This is a genomic window from Burkholderia sp. L-4 (assembly GCF_056856535.1).
In genome coordinates, this window is record NZ_JBXEOX010000002.1 from 1,454,134 (window position 1) to 1,468,505 (window position 14,372).

At 67.7% G+C, this 14,372-nt stretch carries 15 protein-coding genes and 1 pseudogene; 5 read left to right on the top strand and 11 right to left on the bottom strand.

Annotated features, from left to right (window positions below; all coding sequences use genetic code 11):
* Position 1 precedes the first annotated feature (1 nt).
* From AC1VVG_RS23465 to AC1VVG_RS23475, 3 genes are all read right to left on the bottom strand, one after another.
* Positions 2 to 1,096, bottom strand: coding sequence for an HlyD family secretion protein (locus AC1VVG_RS23465; protein WP_482836404.1), 1,095 nt, complete (start codon positions 1,094 to 1,096; stop codon positions 2 to 4).
* Positions 1,097 to 1,164: 68 nt separating this feature from the next.
* On the bottom strand, positions 1,165 to 1,596 hold the full coding sequence (locus tag AC1VVG_RS23470) for a MarR family winged helix-turn-helix transcriptional regulator (RefSeq protein WP_034185643.1): 432 nt from the start codon (positions 1,594 to 1,596) through the stop codon (positions 1,165 to 1,167).
* 107 nt (positions 1,597 to 1,703) lie between these two features.
* Positions 1,704 to 2,624 carry a LysR family transcriptional regulator gene (locus AC1VVG_RS23475; RefSeq protein ID WP_034185644.1) on the bottom strand — a complete coding sequence of 307 codons (921 nt, stop codon included), beginning with the start codon at positions 2,622 to 2,624 and terminating at the stop codon, positions 1,704 to 1,706.
* A gap of 91 nt (positions 2,625 to 2,715) precedes the next feature.
* Between AC1VVG_RS23475 and AC1VVG_RS23480 the strand changes: the two genes are divergently transcribed.
* The 3 genes and pseudogenes from AC1VVG_RS23480 (at position 2,716) to AC1VVG_RS23490 (ending at position 5,011) form a co-directional block, all read left to right on the top strand.
* A complete protein-coding gene (locus tag AC1VVG_RS23480; protein ID WP_482836405.1) occupies positions 2,716 to 3,144 on the top strand; it encodes a MarR family winged helix-turn-helix transcriptional regulator in 429 nt (142 codons plus the stop codon).
* A gap of 177 nt (positions 3,145 to 3,321) precedes the next feature.
* A pseudogene (locus AC1VVG_RS23485) lies at positions 3,322 to 4,569 on the top strand (aconitase X).
* Positions 4,562 to 5,011 (top strand): aconitase X swivel domain-containing protein, encoded by a 450-nt coding sequence (locus AC1VVG_RS23490; RefSeq protein WP_482836406.1) that lies wholly within the window; start codon positions 4,562 to 4,564, stop codon positions 5,009 to 5,011. Before AC1VVG_RS23485 ends, AC1VVG_RS23490 begins: the two are co-directional and overlap by 8 nt.
* 20 nt (positions 5,012 to 5,031) lie before the next feature.
* Here AC1VVG_RS23490 and AC1VVG_RS23495 read toward each other — a convergent pair whose 3' ends face one another.
* The 3 genes from AC1VVG_RS23495 to AC1VVG_RS23505 all read right to left on the bottom strand — a co-directional run bounded on the left by AC1VVG_RS23495 (position 5,032) and on the right by AC1VVG_RS23505 (position 7,359).
* On the bottom strand, positions 5,032 to 5,514 hold the full coding sequence (locus AC1VVG_RS23495; RefSeq protein ID WP_226193645.1) for a hypothetical protein: 483 nt from the start codon (positions 5,512 to 5,514) through the stop codon (positions 5,032 to 5,034).
* Between the two features lie 116 nt (positions 5,515 to 5,630).
* Entirely contained in the window at positions 5,631 to 6,176 is a 546-nt protein-coding gene (locus AC1VVG_RS23500; protein WP_482836407.1) for a hypothetical protein, read from the bottom strand.
* Positions 6,177 to 6,270: 94 nt separating this feature from the next.
* Positions 6,271 to 7,359 carry an AraC family transcriptional regulator gene (locus AC1VVG_RS23505; RefSeq protein ID WP_482836408.1) on the bottom strand — a complete coding sequence of 363 codons (1,089 nt, stop codon included), beginning with the start codon at positions 7,357 to 7,359 and terminating at the stop codon, positions 6,271 to 6,273.
* Positions 7,360 to 7,434: 75 nt separating this feature from the next.
* Here AC1VVG_RS23505 and AC1VVG_RS23510 point away from each other — a divergent pair, with 75 nt between their 5' ends.
* Complete coding sequence (locus tag AC1VVG_RS23510) at positions 7,435 to 9,468, top strand: NADPH-dependent 2,4-dienoyl-CoA reductase (RefSeq protein ID WP_034185650.1); 2,034 nt, start codon at positions 7,435 to 7,437, stop codon at positions 9,466 to 9,468.
* A gap of 24 nt (positions 9,469 to 9,492) precedes the next feature.
* On the opposite strand, the gene AC1VVG_RS23515 is transcribed toward AC1VVG_RS23510, so the two are convergent.
* Together AC1VVG_RS23515 and AC1VVG_RS23520 are read right to left on the bottom strand one after the other, a co-directional pair.
* Positions 9,493 to 9,903 carry a DUF2471 family protein gene (locus AC1VVG_RS23515; RefSeq protein ID WP_049036155.1) on the bottom strand — a complete coding sequence of 137 codons (411 nt, stop codon included), beginning with the start codon at positions 9,901 to 9,903 and terminating at the stop codon, positions 9,493 to 9,495.
* A 138-nt stretch (positions 9,904 to 10,041) separates the two neighbouring features.
* On the bottom strand, positions 10,042 to 10,935 hold the full coding sequence (locus AC1VVG_RS23520; protein WP_034185652.1) for a LysR family transcriptional regulator: 894 nt from the start codon (positions 10,933 to 10,935) through the stop codon (positions 10,042 to 10,044).
* Between the two features lie 86 nt (positions 10,936 to 11,021).
* On the opposite strand from AC1VVG_RS23520, the gene AC1VVG_RS23525 reads away from it, so the two are divergent.
* The gene (locus AC1VVG_RS23525; protein ID WP_049036153.1) at positions 11,022 to 11,801 is read left to right on the top strand and encodes an NAD(P)H-dependent oxidoreductase; all 780 of its coding nucleotides are present in this window, start codon (positions 11,022 to 11,024) and stop codon (positions 11,799 to 11,801) included.
* Between the two features lie 139 nt (positions 11,802 to 11,940).
* Here the strand turns inward: AC1VVG_RS23525 and catC are convergent, their stop codons facing one another.
* The 3 genes from catC to AC1VVG_RS23540 are packed head-to-tail and all read right to left on the bottom strand — an operon-like array spanning position 11,941 to position 14,343.
* On the bottom strand, positions 11,941 to 12,231 hold the full coding sequence (gene catC / locus AC1VVG_RS23530) for a muconolactone Delta-isomerase (protein ID WP_034185653.1): 291 nt from the start codon (positions 12,229 to 12,231) through the stop codon (positions 11,941 to 11,943).
* Between the two features lie 43 nt (positions 12,232 to 12,274).
* Positions 12,275 to 13,177: a catechol 1,2-dioxygenase gene (gene catA, locus AC1VVG_RS23535; protein WP_482836409.1), complete on the bottom strand. Its 903-nt coding sequence runs from the start codon at positions 13,175 to 13,177 to the stop codon at positions 12,275 to 12,277.
* 32 nt (positions 13,178 to 13,209) lie between these two features.
* A complete protein-coding gene (locus tag AC1VVG_RS23540; protein WP_034185655.1) occupies positions 13,210 to 14,343 on the bottom strand; it encodes a muconate/chloromuconate family cycloisomerase in 1,134 nt (377 codons plus the stop codon).
* Positions 14,344 to 14,372 lie beyond the last annotated feature (29 nt).

Here is a 14,372-nt window from a genome sequence, read left to right on the forward strand (position 1 = left end):
CTCAGTTCGCGTGGTCGGTGTGCACGGTCACGACCGCGGAGAGGCCGGGGCGCAGCACGTGATCGATACCGGGTTGCGGATCGAGATGCACGCGCACGGGCACGCGTTGGACGATCTTCGTGAAGTTGCCGGTCGCGTTCTCGGGCGGCAGCACGCTGAAGGTCGCGCCGGTCGCGGGCGCGAGGCTGTCGACGTGGCCATGCAGTTTCGTGCTCGACGCATCGAGCGACACGTCGACGCGATCGCCCGCGCGCATCTTACGCAGCTGGTCTTCCTTGAAGTTCGCATCGACCCACAGTCCGGAAGCCGGCACGACGGTCAGCAGCGGCACGCCGACGTTCGCGAGCATGCCGACGCGGCCCGTGCGGTTGCCGACGTAGCCGTCGACGGGCGAGCGGATCGTCGTGTATTCGACGTTGAGCGCCGCGACGCGCTGCGCGGCCAGCGCGGTGTTCACGCGGGCCCGTGCATCGGCGAGCTGCGCGCCGAGCACGTCGAGCTGCCGCTTCGAGGCGAGCAGCGCGGCGTCGCTGCGTTCGACGGCCGCGCCGGCTTTCGAGTAATCGGCGTCGGCGCGCTCGACGATCTGGTTCGATACGGCGTCGGATTTGACGAGTTCGCGGTAGCGCACGCGGTCCGATGCGGCACGCGTCAGTTCGGCCGACGACGCGTTCTTGTCCGCCGCGTGCTGGCCGATCACCGCGAATTGCAGTTGCTGCTTCGCTTCGAGTTCGGTGACGGCGGAGCGCGCGCTGTCGACTTCGGCGCTCGCTTGCGCGAGCTTCGCGTCGTAGTCGCGTGCGTCGAGCTGCACGAGCACGTCGCCGGCCTTCACGCGCTGGTTGTCGGTCACGAGGATCTTGTCGACGAAACCGCTGACCTTCGGCGCGAGCACGGTCACGTCGCCGCCGACGTACGCATCGTCGGTGCTCTCCTGGAAGCGCAGCACGAACAGCCAGTCGAGCGCGGCCGCGGCCACGACGACGACGACGGCGCCTACCGCGATCCGCATCCACGGCACGCGGCGTTGCTGCTTCGCGGGCTGCTCGGTTGTGGCTGCTTCGCGTGACGCGGCAGCGGTTTGGGTCGTTTCCATCGATTCACCTATGTATATGCACTTATCAAAACGAAAGACGGCGTGCCGTCCGTCGGGGAAGTCGTCGATCAGCGTTCCGGCAGGTTGTGCGTGATCCGGAACAATTCGTCTCTGAGGCGGGCCGCCTGTGCCGACCCGAAACACCGCTCGAATGCTTCCTGCGCGGCGAGCCAGTGCACGTGCGCATCGGCGACCTTGGTTTCGCCGTGCGCGGTGAGCGCGAACGTCTGGCCGCGGCACGGCGGCTCGATCCGGCCCGTCACCAGCGCCGCGCCGACGAGCGGCTTGAGCGCGCGCAGCAGCGCGGTGCGTTCGATCACCAGCACGCTCGACAAGGTTGCCATCGTGAGGCCGGGCTGGTCGCGCAGCAGCGCGAGAATGCTGTACTGCGACGGCGTGACGCCCGCGCGCGACAGATAGCGCTCGTAGAACTGCGAGATTCGCCGGGCGGCCTGGCGGACCGCAAAGCAATCGTCGTCGGTGAGCGTGGTCTTGTGCATGTGCACATGTTAGGGCGGGGGATCGCGTGAAGCGATGGGCGGGGCGGGATCAGATTGGTGTCGTGGCTGTACCAATCGACTGCAACATGGCGCGTTCGCGCGCCCGGTCAGGCCGCGGCGGGAACGATCCAGCCTTCGCGGTCGCAATAGGCGGCCGTGTAGTCGATGAACGCCTTCACCTTCGCGGGCAGCAGCACGCGGTTCGCGTACGCGAGCTTGATCTCGACGGATGCGTCGACGAGGTCGGCGTCGGGCAGCAGTTGCACGAGCGCGCCCGACGCGAGTTCGGCCTGGACGAGCGTTTTCGGGACGACGCCGATGCCGAAGTCGTTCATCACCATTTCGCGGTTGAAGACGGGGCTGTTCGACGAGATGTCGAAGCGGAACGGCACGGTCAGCAGGTCGCCGTCGACGCGAAACGACAGGGCGGGGCGGCGCAGCGAAGGCGAGATCGGCACGAACGGATGATCGGCCAGGTCGGCCGGCGTTTCGGGGCGCGCATGCGCTTGCAGATACGCGGGCGTCGCGACGATCACGACCGGAATGCGCTCGATCAGCCGCACGACGGTCGATTCGCTCGTCAGCATGTACGGCACGACGATGCCGATGTCGTAGCCTTCGCCGACGAGATCGACCGGGCGCTCGGTCAGCGTGACGTCGAGGCGCACCTTCGGATGCGCGCTCTTGAAGCCGGCGATCAGCGGCACGAGGCGGTTCAGCGCGGCCGTCGTGTGCGCGACGAGGCGCAGCAGCCCTTCGGGTTCGCGGTTCTGCGTCTGCGCTTCGACCTCGAGCGCGTCGAGTTCGTCGAGCACGGCCGCGCAGCGTTCATAGATGCGCTCGGCCGTTTCGGTCAGCGACACCTGGCGCGTGGTCCGGTGCAGCAGCCGGCTGCCGAAACGCGCTTCCAGATCCGCGACCGCGCGCGACACGACCGGCCGCGCGAGACCGTGCATGTCGGCGGCGCGCGTGAAGCTGCGCATCTCCACCACCGACCGGAAAATCCGCAGCTTGTCGATGTAGTCCATGTCCGTCTCCTTGACGCGAGGGCAGGCAGCCGGCCGCGTTACGGCGGAGTGTACATTGACTTTATGCATATGCACATATAAATTGCGGAGCATGAACGACACCTCGATTGCCCAGGCGTGCCACTGCCTCGCGCTGCGTCAGGCGGCGCGCTTCGTCACGCAACTGTACGAGCGCCATCTGGCCCCGGTTGGCGTCACGCCCGCGCAGTTCTCGATCATGGCGAATCTCACGCGCCGGCCCGGCCAGCTGATGAGCGAACTCGCCGAGACGCTCGTGATGGATCGGACGACCCTGCTGCGCGGGCTGAAACCGCTGCAGCGCGACGGTTTCGTCATGACGACCGCGTCCGAGCACGATGCGCGCGCGCATGTGCTGCACCTGACGAAGCTCGGCGAGCGCACGTTCGCACGGGCGCAGGTCGCGTGGCAGGCCGCGCAGGACGAATACGAGGCGCAGGTCGGCCGCGATCGCGCGAATGCCTTGCGCGACGAGCTGTTCGGCCTGACGGCGGAATGCTAGGCGAACTGGAGCGAATTTCGATCCAATGATGGCGCTGGTGGTCGATTTCTGAGAGAAGTGGTTTTTAAACTGTCCGGATTAATCCTGATCTGGACAGTTTTTGTTTCCAGTTGTAAAGTCCTCTGACGGATCACACGAACCGGCGCACTGCCGGGCACGAGTCACGAGGAGCAACCGATGCTGCAGTTGAGCGACCGCGACGACGCGATGTTGCGCGGGGATTTCGGCGACGGCGTCGCGCGCGCGATGCGGATCGTCGTGCGTACCGCGCACGTGATGTCCGCGCCGCACCTGATCGACATCACGTCCGCCCACATCGACGGCTGTCTTTACCACGGCCGGACGAGCCTCGATTTCGTCGAGTATTTCGTCGACACCGGCACGAAGGTCGCGGTGCCCACCACGCTGAACGTCGGGTCGCTCGACCTGATCCATCCCGAGCTGTACCACGGCGACCGCGCGATCCAGCGCGACGCGCAGCGCCTGATGGATGCGCATCTGCAGCTCGGTTGAGAATCGAGCTTCACGTGCGCGCCGTATCAGCTGAAGCATCGTCCCGCGAAGGGCGAGCAGATTGCGTGGGCCGAATCGAATGCGATCGTGTTCGCGAACTCGGTGCTCGGCGCGCGCACGAGCCGGTACGGCGATTTTCTCGACCTGGCCGCCGCGATCACCGGGCGCGCACCGTATGCGGGGCTCCATGTCGAAGCGAACCGCGCCGCGCGGCTCGTGTTCAACGCGCCGGATTTCACCGGCCTGCCGTCGCGCGACATCTACTTTGCCGCGCTGGGTCTGCTGATCGGCCGGATCGCGGGCGCGGTCGTGCCGGCGATCGTCGGGTTGCCGGCGGACACCACCGAGGACGAACTCAAGGCACTCGGTGCGGCCGCCGCGTCGAGCGGTGCGGTCGCGCTGTTTCATGCGGTGGGCATCACGCCGGAAGCGCCGACGCTCGACGTCGCATTGCACGGGCAAGCGGCGCAACGCACGGTCGACGTCGCGATGGCCGATCTCGACGCGATTCGCCGCACGCTGAACCACGGCGCGGCCGGCGATCCCCTCGTCGCGGTCGCGCTCGGCACGCCGCATTTCTCGCTGGCCGAATTCCGCACGCTCGACACGTTGCTCGACGCGTTCGACGGCAAGCCGGCGTGCGATTTCTACGTGAACACGAGCCGCTTCATCCTGTGGGAGCTGGAGGAGGCCGGCCTCGCGCGCAAGTTCGCCGCGCGCGGCATCCAGATCGTCGTCGATACCTGCACGTACATCACGCCCGTGATGAAGCAGATGTCGGGGCTCGTGATGACCAATTCGGGGAAATGGGCGTCGTATGCGCCCGCGAACATCGGCGTGACGGTCGCGTACGGCAGCATGCGCGAATGCGTGCGCTCGGCGTACGAAGGAAAGGTGCGATTCGATGACTGAAGCCGCGGGCAAGGGTCTGACGGGCGACACGCTCGTGCCGGGCAGCGCGTGCGCGCGCCCGTTCGTGCTCGACAAGCCGCTCAGCTTCTGGGGCGGCTACGACTCGGGCGCGGGCAGGATCGTCGATCGCGGCCATCCGCAGGCCGGCGCGAGCCTCGCCGGCAAGGTGATGGTGATGCCGCATGCGAAGGGTTCGAGTTCGAGCAGCAGCGTGCTCGCGGAAGCCGTGCGCAACGGCACGGGGCCGGTCGGGATCGTGCTGAAGGAGCGTGACTTGATCATCTCGATCGGCGCGATCGTGGCGGCCGAACTGTATGCGATCGCGGTGCCGGTGGTGTGCGTGAGCGACGACGTGTACGACGCGATCGCCGCCGCGACCGGGGAGGTGCGGATCGAGGCGGGCGAGGGGGAAGGGGGCGCGCGGATCGTCGTCGGGGGCTGACGCGTCGTGCGCGTATCGTGTCAGAGAAAGCGGATGTTCGGCGTATCGTCATGCGTGAGCGACAGCGCGTGCCGGGCGGCATTCATCTCGCGTTTGCCGCCGGGCTGCGTGAGCCGCCGGATTTCCGGCCACGCGATCACGCCGAACATGGTGCGCAGGATCGTACTCAGCACGAAGAGGCCAATCGCGGTGCTGCCGAACCACGCCACCATGTCGAGCATGCCGTCCGTGCTGCGTTGCAGTGCGGACATGATGCCGGTGACGAAGGCCATGGCGACCAGAATGGCGATCGTCACGAATACGTCGGTGCGGGCACCGGCGACTTCGGCGGTGCGAACGAGATACACCGAACCGTCAGTGACGTTGCGAATGCCGTAGATGGCGGCGCGATCCGGGCTTCGGACGTACGCAACATTCAGCCGGTCGCCGGCGCCGATGAACAGGCTTCGCGCGCTGTCCGTCCTGACCGTGAGCGGTGCGTCGAACGTGTCGAGTTGCAGCACGATTTCCTCGATGCCTTGCGTGGTCCAGCCGAGGTTGTTGCTCCAGACTTTCGTACGGATCGTATTCTGGCTCACGGACGTCACGGCGCCGGTCGCGATCTGCATGGCACGATCGGTCATCCGATGCCCCGTTCCGCCTTGAATCCGGCGGGTTCGTCTCGCCACTTTTCCTGGGCCTCGCGCCGCTGGGGCCGGAAGACCCGTTCGGACAGGCCGGCGATCGCGAGCAGGGTGCCCAGCAGGCTGATGATGCTCACGAGCACGGCCAGCGCGATGACGAGCGCCCAGCCCGCTTTGAACGCAGCCGCGCCGATCAGCAGGCTCAGCATGAACAGGCACGACGCCCATGCCAGCAGCGACAGGTTGCGGCGCTTTTGTCCGAGCGCATCGTAAGGCGCGATCGCCAGATCGCCGCTTCTGAGCCACGCGATCCGGTGGCGGCCGCGATCGTCGAAGACGCACGCGCGCACGGCCATCCCGGGCTTCAATCGATCGATCTGCCTGAAGGCCGCCGCGTCGATATCGCCGGCGCCGATGAAGTAGCAGACGTTCTGCATCGTGAGCCGGTAAAGCGGCACCTTCGCGATATTGGCCTCGACCCGGACGAGGTTCGTATCGATACGGTCGATCGTCGCTTCGATCAGCGTGGTCTGATTGGACATGGGGCGGGAGAGTGCGCCGGTCGGCGCCGCTTTGGCGTGGCATTGATCATACCGATGAAATCGCGGGCCGGCACCTCGTGCCGGCGGCCCGGCATCAGTCGCGCGCCGCGCCCGCAGCCGCCGCCGCCTCCCGGTACGCGCTCGGTGTCTGCCCGGCCCAGCGCCGGAACGCGCGCGTGAAGTTCGCCGGGTCGGTGAATTGCAGCCGCTCCGCGATCGTCTTCAGGTCGAGATCCGACGCCGCGAGCAACTGCTTTGCGTCGCGAAACCGCGCTTCGTCGAGCAACTGCCGGTAGCTCGCCCCGGCTTCCTCCAGCCGGCGCCGCAGCGTGCGCGTCGACACGAGCAACGCGTGGGCGAGCGTGTCCGGCCCCGGGTAGTCGCCGGCTGCGCGCGCCAGCTCGGCGCGCACGCGCCCGACCAGGTCGCCTTCTTCCTGCCGCACCTGCGCATACTCGCGCTCGACCTGCACGAGCGCCTGCCGGTGCGCGACTTCATCGGCGAGCGGCAGCGGCCAGTCGAGCACGTCGCGCGCGATCCATAGCGCGTTCGCCGCGCAGCCGAATTCCACCGGCGGCAACTGGTCGCGATAGCGCGCGAAATACGCAGGCTCCGGCCACGCGAACCGCAGCTCGATCGGCGGCGATGCGCGCCCGGCCCATTGCGAGATGTTCTGCGCGAGCCCCGTCAGCACGAATTCGAACATCACGTGATGCTGCAATACGGGGCTCGCCTGCACGCCGTGCAGTTCGAGCGTCGCGCCACGATCGTCTTCCGCATAGGTCAGCCGGTACTGGCGGTTGCGCATCCGGAAGTAGCGCTGCGTGACCGACAACGCTTCGCGGATGTCCCGCGCGGTCAGCGTCGCGTAGCCGAGAAAGCCGTGCACGGTCGGCTTCAGCAGCAGCCCGAACGCGAGCCCGATGCCGGGATCGCCGCCGATCTCGATCGCATTGAGCACCAGCCGCCCCCATTGCGCCGGCGCGACGCGCGCGTCCGGTTCGGCCAACACGGCGTCGCGCAGGCCCGTGCCGGCGCGCACGGCGGCCAGGTCGACGCCGCGCGCGGCCAGTGCCTGCAGCAACAGGCGCGTATAGGCGACCGGAATCGTCGGCCGGCGCAGCCCGAGGCGGTCTTTGGCGAGAGGGGAGGTCATGTCTGTTTGGCCGAAAATGACAAGCATTATGGCTGTTTGCCCCCTCACGCTCAAGGCGGCGCGCGCCTACGATGGCAAGCATCGCTTATAGGCTCGACCATCATGACCACCTCCTTTCCCCACCTGCTCGCGCCGCTCGACCTGGGCTTCACGACGCTGAAGAACCGCGTGCTGATGGGCTCGATGCACACCGGCCTCGAAGACAGCCGCAAGACGTTGCCGCGCCTCGCCGAATATTTCGCCGAACGGGCGCGCGGCGGCGTCGGCCTGATCGTGACGGGCGGTTTCGCGCCGAACGTGGCCGGCTGGACCAAGCCGTTCGGCGGCACGCTGATGACGTCGGCCGCCGCGCGGCGGCACCGCGAGATCACGGAGGCCGTGCATGCGGAGGACGGCAAGATCGCGCTGCAGATCCTGCATACGGGCCGCTACGGTTATCACCCGTTCGCGGTCGCGCCGTCGAAGATCAAGTCGCCGATCTCGCCGTTCGCGCCGCACGAGCTGAGCGCGCGCGGCGTCGAGCGGCAGATCCGCGCGTTCGTGCGCTGCGCGAAGCTCGCGCGCGAGGCCGGTTACGACGGCGTCGAGATCATGGGCTCCGAGGGCTACCTGATCAACCAGTTCATCTCGATGCACACGAACAAGCGCACCGATCAGTGGGGCGGTTCGTACGAGAACCGCATCCGCCTGCCGATCGAGATCATCGAGCGCACGCGCGAAGCGGTCGGCCGCGATTTCATCCTGATCTACCGGCTGTCGATGCTCGACCTGATTCCGGACGGCAGCGACTGGAGCGAAACCGTGCAGCTCGCGAAGGCCGTCGAGCGCGCGGGCGCGACGATCATCAACACGGGGATCGGCTGGCACGAGGCGCGTGTGCCGACGATCGCGACGTCGGTGCCGCGCGGCGCGTTCGCGTGGGTGACGAAGAAGATGAAGGGCGAGGTCGGCATTCCGCTCGTGACGACCAACCGGATCAACCGGCCCGAAGTGGCCGAGCAGATTCTCGCGGACGGCTGCGCGGACATGGTGTCGATGGCGCGCCCGCTGCTCGCCGATGCCGAATTCGTCGTCAAGGCCGCGCAGGGCCGCGCCGACGAGATCAACACCTGCATCGGCTGCAACCAGGCGTGCCTCGATCACGCGTTCAGGAACAAGATCGCGTCGTGCCTGCTGAATCCGCGCGCGTGCCACGAGACGGAGCTGAAATACACGCCCGCACCGCAGCCGAAGCGCATCGCGGTGGTGGGCGCCGGGCCGGCCGGGCTCGCATGCTCGACCGTGCTCGCGCAGCGCGGCCATCACGTCGACCTGTTCGACGGCGCGGCCGAGATCGGCGGTCAGTTCAACATGGCGAAGCAGGTGCCGGGCAAGGAGGAGTTTCACGAGGCGCTGCGCTACTTCGGCCGCCAGGTCGAGCTGACCGGCGTGAACCTGCACCTGAACCGCCGCGTCGACGCGAGCGACCTGATCGCGGGCGGCTACGACGAGATCGTGCTCGCGACCGGCGTCGCGCCGCGCGACCCGAAGATTCCGGGGCAGGATGGGCCGAACGTGCTCAGCTATATCGACGTGCTCGCGGGCAAGCAGCCGGTCGGGCGGCGCGTCGCGGTGGTCGGCGCGGGCGGGATCGGCTTCGACGTGGCCGAATACCTGGTGCAGGACGGCGAATCGCCGGCGCTCGATCTGCCGGCGTGGAAGGCCGAGTGGGGCGTGACCGACCCCGCCGCGACGCGCGGCGGCGTGACGCGCGCGCAGGTCCCGGCGCCCGCGCGTGAAGTGACGCTGCTGCAGCGCAAGGCCGCGCCGCTCGGCAAGGGGCTCGGCAAGACGACCGGCTGGATTCACCGCGCGACGCTGAAGATGAAGCAGGTGAAGATGATCGGCGGCGTGAACTACGAATTGATCGACGCGCGCGGGCTGCACGTGTCGTACGGCGAGCAGCGCACCGATCACGAACTGATCGAAGCCGACACGATCGTGCTCTGCACGGGGCAGGAGCCGCAGCGCGCGCTGCTCGCGCCGTTGCAGGCGGCCGGGCGCCCGGTGCACCTGATCGGCGGCGCGGAGCTGGCCGCCGAACTCGATGCGAAGCGTGCGATCGACCAGGGCGCGCGGCTCGCGGCGCGGCTGTAACGGGACGGCCGCGCGTCGCGGCGGTCACTCCATCTCGACGCGTTGCGCCTCGCGCTCTTCCGCTTCCAGCATCGCCTTGACGATCAGGTAGACGGCGGGCAGATCGTCGTCGTCGCGTTTCCAGTCGACGGCTTCCTCGATGTCCGCGGCGACCATCCGGCTGTCGCGCAGCCGGATGAAGGCATCGACGACGGCCGGATCGTTGCGGTTCAGGAAGCCGGTGTTCGAGAACGCCAGCTCCTCGACATTCAGCAGCGCCTGCCAGCTCATCGTGCGGACGGCGGCCGGATGGCTGCGGCGCCGCAAGCCGAGCGCCCGCTGCGCGGGGCCGCCGACGACACGCTGAAGATCGACGACCGCCTGCCGCGCGGCGCGCTCGAAGTGGACGGGATTGAAGCCGGGTTGCTCGGGATCGAATGCGGATGACTGGAACATGGTCGCCTCACTAAAGACCGTCTCGGGTGACGGAATTCGGGTCAAATGACGCAGAAACACTGTAAATATATACAGTAATCGACGCACTTTCAAGCCCCCGATGACAGCAGGCGGCAGTCGTCCGGCAACCGGGCCGGTTCAGACCGCCGCCGCGATCGTCTCCCGCAGCCACCGATGCGCCGGGTCGCGATGCACGCGTTCATGCCACAGCATCGACATTTCATAGCCGGGCACCTCGACCGGTGCGTCCACCACGCGCAACGCGGGCACGTCGCGCACCAGCCGCTCGGGCAGCATCGCGACGAGATCGGTGCTCGCGACGGCCGACATCACGAACAGGAAGTGCGGCACCGACAGCACGACGCGCCGCGTGGCGCCGACCCTCGCGAGCACTTCGTCCGTCACGCCGAAGAAGCCGCCGCCGTCGGGCGACACGATCACGTGTTCGAGCGTGCCGAACTGCGCGAGCGTCGGGCGCCGCTTCAGCTTCGGATGCCCGGCGCGGCCGATGAGCACGTAGCGTTCGACGAACAGCGGCAGGCGCCGCATGCCGGCCGGCGACCCGTCGCTCGTATGGAACACGAGGTCGATGCCGTTTCGTTCGGTATCCTGCTCGATGCGCGGCGGTACGAGTTCGACCACGGCGAGCCGCGTACCGGGCGCGGCCGAGCGTAGCGTATTCAGCGCGGGCAGCACGATCGTCGATTCGCCGTAGTCGGTCGCGGCCACGCGCCACGTGTTCGTCGCGGTCGCGGGATCGAACGGCGTGGCCGGCACCACCGCGCGCTCGATCGCTTCGAGCGCATCGCGCAACGGCTCGCGCAGCGCTTCCGCACGCGCGGTCGGCCGCATCCCGCGCGGCCCCGGCAGCAGCAGCGGATCGCCGAACAGGTCGCGCAGCTTCTGCAGCTGCACGCTGACCGACGGCTGCGACATGTTCAGCTTCCCGGCCGCGCGCGTGACGTTGTGCTCGGCCAGCAGCACGTCCAGCGTGACGAGCAGGTTCAGATCGAGCCGTCTGAGATTGTCCATGGCTATACCTGGAATATCAGGAATTCATTTCAAATATACCTTCGGCAGGCGCATCCTGCAGTCATTCAATCGACGGAGTGACGAACATGAATGTGCTGATCGTGTATGCCCATCCCGAACCGCGGTCTCTGAACGGCGCGTTGCGCGACTTTGCCGTCGGGCATCTCGAGGCGGCCGGCCACGCGGTGCAGGTGAGCGACCTGTACGCGATGAACTGGAAGGCGGCATTCGATGCGAACGACGTGACCGACCGTGCGCCCGGCGCGCGTTTCGATCCGTCGCTCGATTCGAAGCGCGCATTCGCGGCGGGCACGCAAAGCGACGACATCGCGCGCGAGCAGGAGAAGCTGAAGTGGGCCGACGCGGTGATCCTGCAGTTTCCGCTGTGGTGGTTCTCGATGCCGGCGATCATGAAGGGCTGGTTCGAGCGCGTGTATGCATACGGCTTTGCGTACGGGGTCGGCGAGCATTCCGATACGCACTGGGGCGATCGCTACGGCGAAGGCAGGATGACCGGCAAGCGGGCGATGGTGGTCGTCACGACGGGCGGGTGGGAGTCGCACTACAGCCCGCGCGGCATCAACGGGCCGATCGAGGACGTGCTGTTCCCGATCCATCACGGCGTGCTGTATTACCCGGGGTTCGACGTGCTGCCGCCGTTCGTGATCTACCGGACGGGGAAGATGAACGACGCACGCTTCGACGAAACGCGCGCGGCGCTCGGCCGGCGTCTCGACGATCTGTGGACCACGCCGCCGATTCCGTTCCGTCGGCAGAACGCGGGGGAATACGCGATTCCGGCGCTGACGCTAAAGGACGACATCGCGCCGGGGCAGGCGGGATTCGCGGTTCATCTGGCCGCATGACGGCAGCCGCGCACCGCGTGCGCGGCGACACGGACGACCGTTCCCAAACGCAAAGCGACACGAGCGGCCCGCGAGACTTCACCGGCCGCTCGTGTCGTACATCGCGCGGCCGTGGGGCACGGCCGCGATTCATCGTGGCTCAGCGATCGTCGTCCCGGATCGACGAAGGGTGCCGGCACAGCGCCCGCACGTCCATCTCCATGTACGGGAACAGCGGCAACTGGCTCAGCAGGTCATGCAGCTGCTGCACGCTTTCGACGTCGAAGATGCTGACGTTCGCGTACTGCCCGGCGATCCGCCACAGATGCCGCCAGACGCCTTCGTTCATCAGCCGCTGGCACATCGCCTTTTCTTCCGCCTTCAGCGTGGCCGCCTTGACCGGATCCATGTCCGCCGGCAGGCGAACGGTCATTTCCACATGAAACAGCATCCTGCACTCCTTGAATGATCGATGCGTCGAACGCGGCGCGCGCTCAGGCCTGTGCGCGTGCGCGCTCGACTTCGCTGCCCGGCACGTGCTGCTTGTCCTTGAGCAGCGAGAAATCGAAGTCGATCAGCGCGAACTGCCCGTCGACGCCATACGGCTTGCCTTCCGCGCCTTCGGCCTGCTTGACCGGCGGGATCAGCCCGTCGCGCGTCGCGAACGCGAAGTCGTCCCACAGATGCGGATCGCCGTCGATGTTGATCTGCGTCGTCAGCTTACGATAACCGTCGGCCGAAACGAAGAAGTGAATGTGCGCCGGACGGTGGCCGTGGCGGCCGAGCTGGTCGAGCAGCTGCTCGGTCTTGCTGCCCGGCGGCACGCTGTAGCCGACCGGCAGCACGCTGCGGAAGCTGTAGCGGCCGTCGGCGTCGGTCCGGATCGAGCGGCGCAGGTTGAACGCGGGCTGCGACTGATCGAAGTACGAGTAGTTGCCCAGATGGTTCGCGTGCCACACCTCGACGAGCGCGTTCGCGAGCGGCGCGCCGTTCTCGCCGAGCACCCGGCCGCGCATGATCAGCGTCTGGCCCGGATCGGTGCCGTCGTCGAGACGCGTGTGGCCGACCGATTCCGGCGCACCGGCGACGTACAGCGGCCCTTCGATCGTGCGCGGCGTGCCGCCCTGGATGCCGGCCTTTTCCTCGGCCTCGTCCATACGCACGTCGAGGAAGCGCTCGAGGCCGAGGCCCGCGGCGATCAGCCCGAATTCGCGGCCGGCTTCGTTCAGGTAGTTCAGCGCGGTCCAGAACTCGCTCGGCTGCACGTCGAAGTCCTCGATCGTGTAGCAGATATCCTTCACGATCCGGTTGACGATCGCGCGCACGCGCGGGTTGCCGGGTTTCTCGGCGGCGTCGTCGAAGGTCTTCAGCAGTGCGTCGATGGCTTGCTTGTTCATCTGTGTCTCCGGTTTCGGTTGTCGTGTGGGGATCAGCGGGCGTCGCGTCGCATCCGTTCGATGCGGGCCCAGTCGAAGGTGATGCCGAGGCCGGGCGCGGCCGGCAGATGCAGCTTGAAATCCTGGTAGCGCAGCGGCTCGACGAGGATTTCCTCGGTGAGCAGCAGCGGGCCGAACAGTTCGGTGCCCCATTTCAGCGAATCGAACGTGCTGAACAGCTGCGCGGACGCCATCGTGCCGGCCGCGCCTTCGAGCATCGTGCCGCCGTACAGCTCGATGCCGGCCGCCGCGGCGATCGACGCGACGCTCGCCGCGCCCTGCAGGCCGCCCGACTGCGCGATCTTCACCGCGAACACGTCGGCCGCGCGGTCCTGCGCGAGTGCGAACGCGTCGACCGGGCCGTGCAGCGCCTCGTCGGCCATGATCGGCACCTGCGCGAGCTGCGTGAGGCGTTTGAGCCCCGCGCGGTTGGTCGCGGCGATCGGCTGCTCGACGAGGCTCACGCCGGCTTCGGCCAGCCGCGCGCCGGCCCAGATCGCATCGGTTTCGCTCCAGGCCTGGTTCACGTCGACGCGCACGTCGCCGCGCTCGCCGAGCGCACGCTTGATCGCGACCACGTGCGCCACGTCGTCGGCAACCGCGTTCGAGCCGATCTTCAGCTTGAACGCACGATGGCGGCGCGCGTCGAGCATCGCTTCGGCCTCCGCGATGTCGCGCTGCGTGTCGCCGCTCGCGAGCGTCCAGGCGACATCGACCGCATCGGTCCGGCGGCCGCCGAACAGCTCGGACAGCGGCACGCCGAGGCGCCGCGCCTGCGCGTCGAACAGCGCGGTCTCGATCGCGCACTTCGCGAAACGGTTGCCCTGGAACAGCTTGCGCGCACGCGCCAGCGCGGCGCCGGGGCGTGTCGCGTCCATGCCCTGCAGCAGCGGCGCGAAGTAGGTGTCGATGTTGACCTTGATGCTTTCGGGGCTCTCCTCGCCGTAGGCGAGGCCGCCGATGGTCGTCGCCTCGCCGACGCCTTCGATACCGTCCGTGCATCGAACCCGGACCAGCACGAGGGTCTGGCAATTCATCGTCGCGACCGACAGTTTGTGGGGCCGGATCGTCGGCACGTCGACGAGCAGCGTGTCGATGCGTTCGATGGTGGCGGCAGTTGCTATCATGCGATTCCTCCTGTTGGTGCACATGGTAG

Coding starts and splice junctions, on each gene's coding strand:
- AC1VVG_RS23475 (WP_034185644.1), bottom strand. CDS start 2,624: ATGGACTACATCGACAAGCTGCGGATTTTCCGGTCGGTGGTGGAGATG.
- catC (WP_034185653.1), bottom strand. CDS start 12,231: ATGCTGTTTCATGTGGAAATGACCGTTCGCCTGCCGGCGGACATGGAT.
- AC1VVG_RS23490 (WP_482836406.1), top strand. CDS start 4,562: ATGACTGAAGCCGCGGGCAAGGGTCTGACGGGCGACACGCTCGTGCCG.
- catA (WP_482836409.1), bottom strand. CDS start 13,177: ATGAACAAGCAAGCCATCGACGCACTGCTGAAGACCTTCGACGACGCC.
- AC1VVG_RS23510 (WP_034185650.1), top strand. CDS start 7,435: ATGACCACCTCCTTTCCCCACCTGCTCGCGCCGCTCGACCTGGGCTTC.
- AC1VVG_RS23470 (WP_034185643.1), bottom strand. CDS start 1,596: ATGCACAAGACCACGCTCACCGACGACGATTGCTTTGCGGTCCGCCAG.
- AC1VVG_RS23500 (WP_482836407.1), bottom strand. CDS start 6,176: ATGTCCAATCAGACCACGCTGATCGAAGCGACGATCGACCGTATCGAT.
- AC1VVG_RS23525 (WP_049036153.1), top strand. CDS start 11,022: ATGAATGTGCTGATCGTGTATGCCCATCCCGAACCGCGGTCTCTGAAC.
- AC1VVG_RS23505 (WP_482836408.1), bottom strand. CDS start 7,359: ATGCTTGTCATTTTCGGCCAAACAGACATGACCTCCCCTCTCGCCAAA.
- AC1VVG_RS23480 (WP_482836405.1), top strand. CDS start 2,716: ATGAACGACACCTCGATTGCCCAGGCGTGCCACTGCCTCGCGCTGCGT.
- AC1VVG_RS23520 (WP_034185652.1), bottom strand. CDS start 10,935: ATGGACAATCTCAGACGGCTCGATCTGAACCTGCTCGTCACGCTGGAC.
- AC1VVG_RS23515 (WP_049036155.1), bottom strand. CDS start 9,903: ATGTTCCAGTCATCCGCATTCGATCCCGAGCAACCCGGCTTCAATCCC.
- AC1VVG_RS23540 (WP_034185655.1), bottom strand. CDS start 14,343: ATGATAGCAACTGCCGCCACCATCGAACGCATCGACACGCTGCTCGTC.
- AC1VVG_RS23465 (WP_482836404.1), bottom strand. CDS start 1,096: ATGGAAACGACCCAAACCGCTGCCGCGTCACGCGAAGCAGCCACAACC.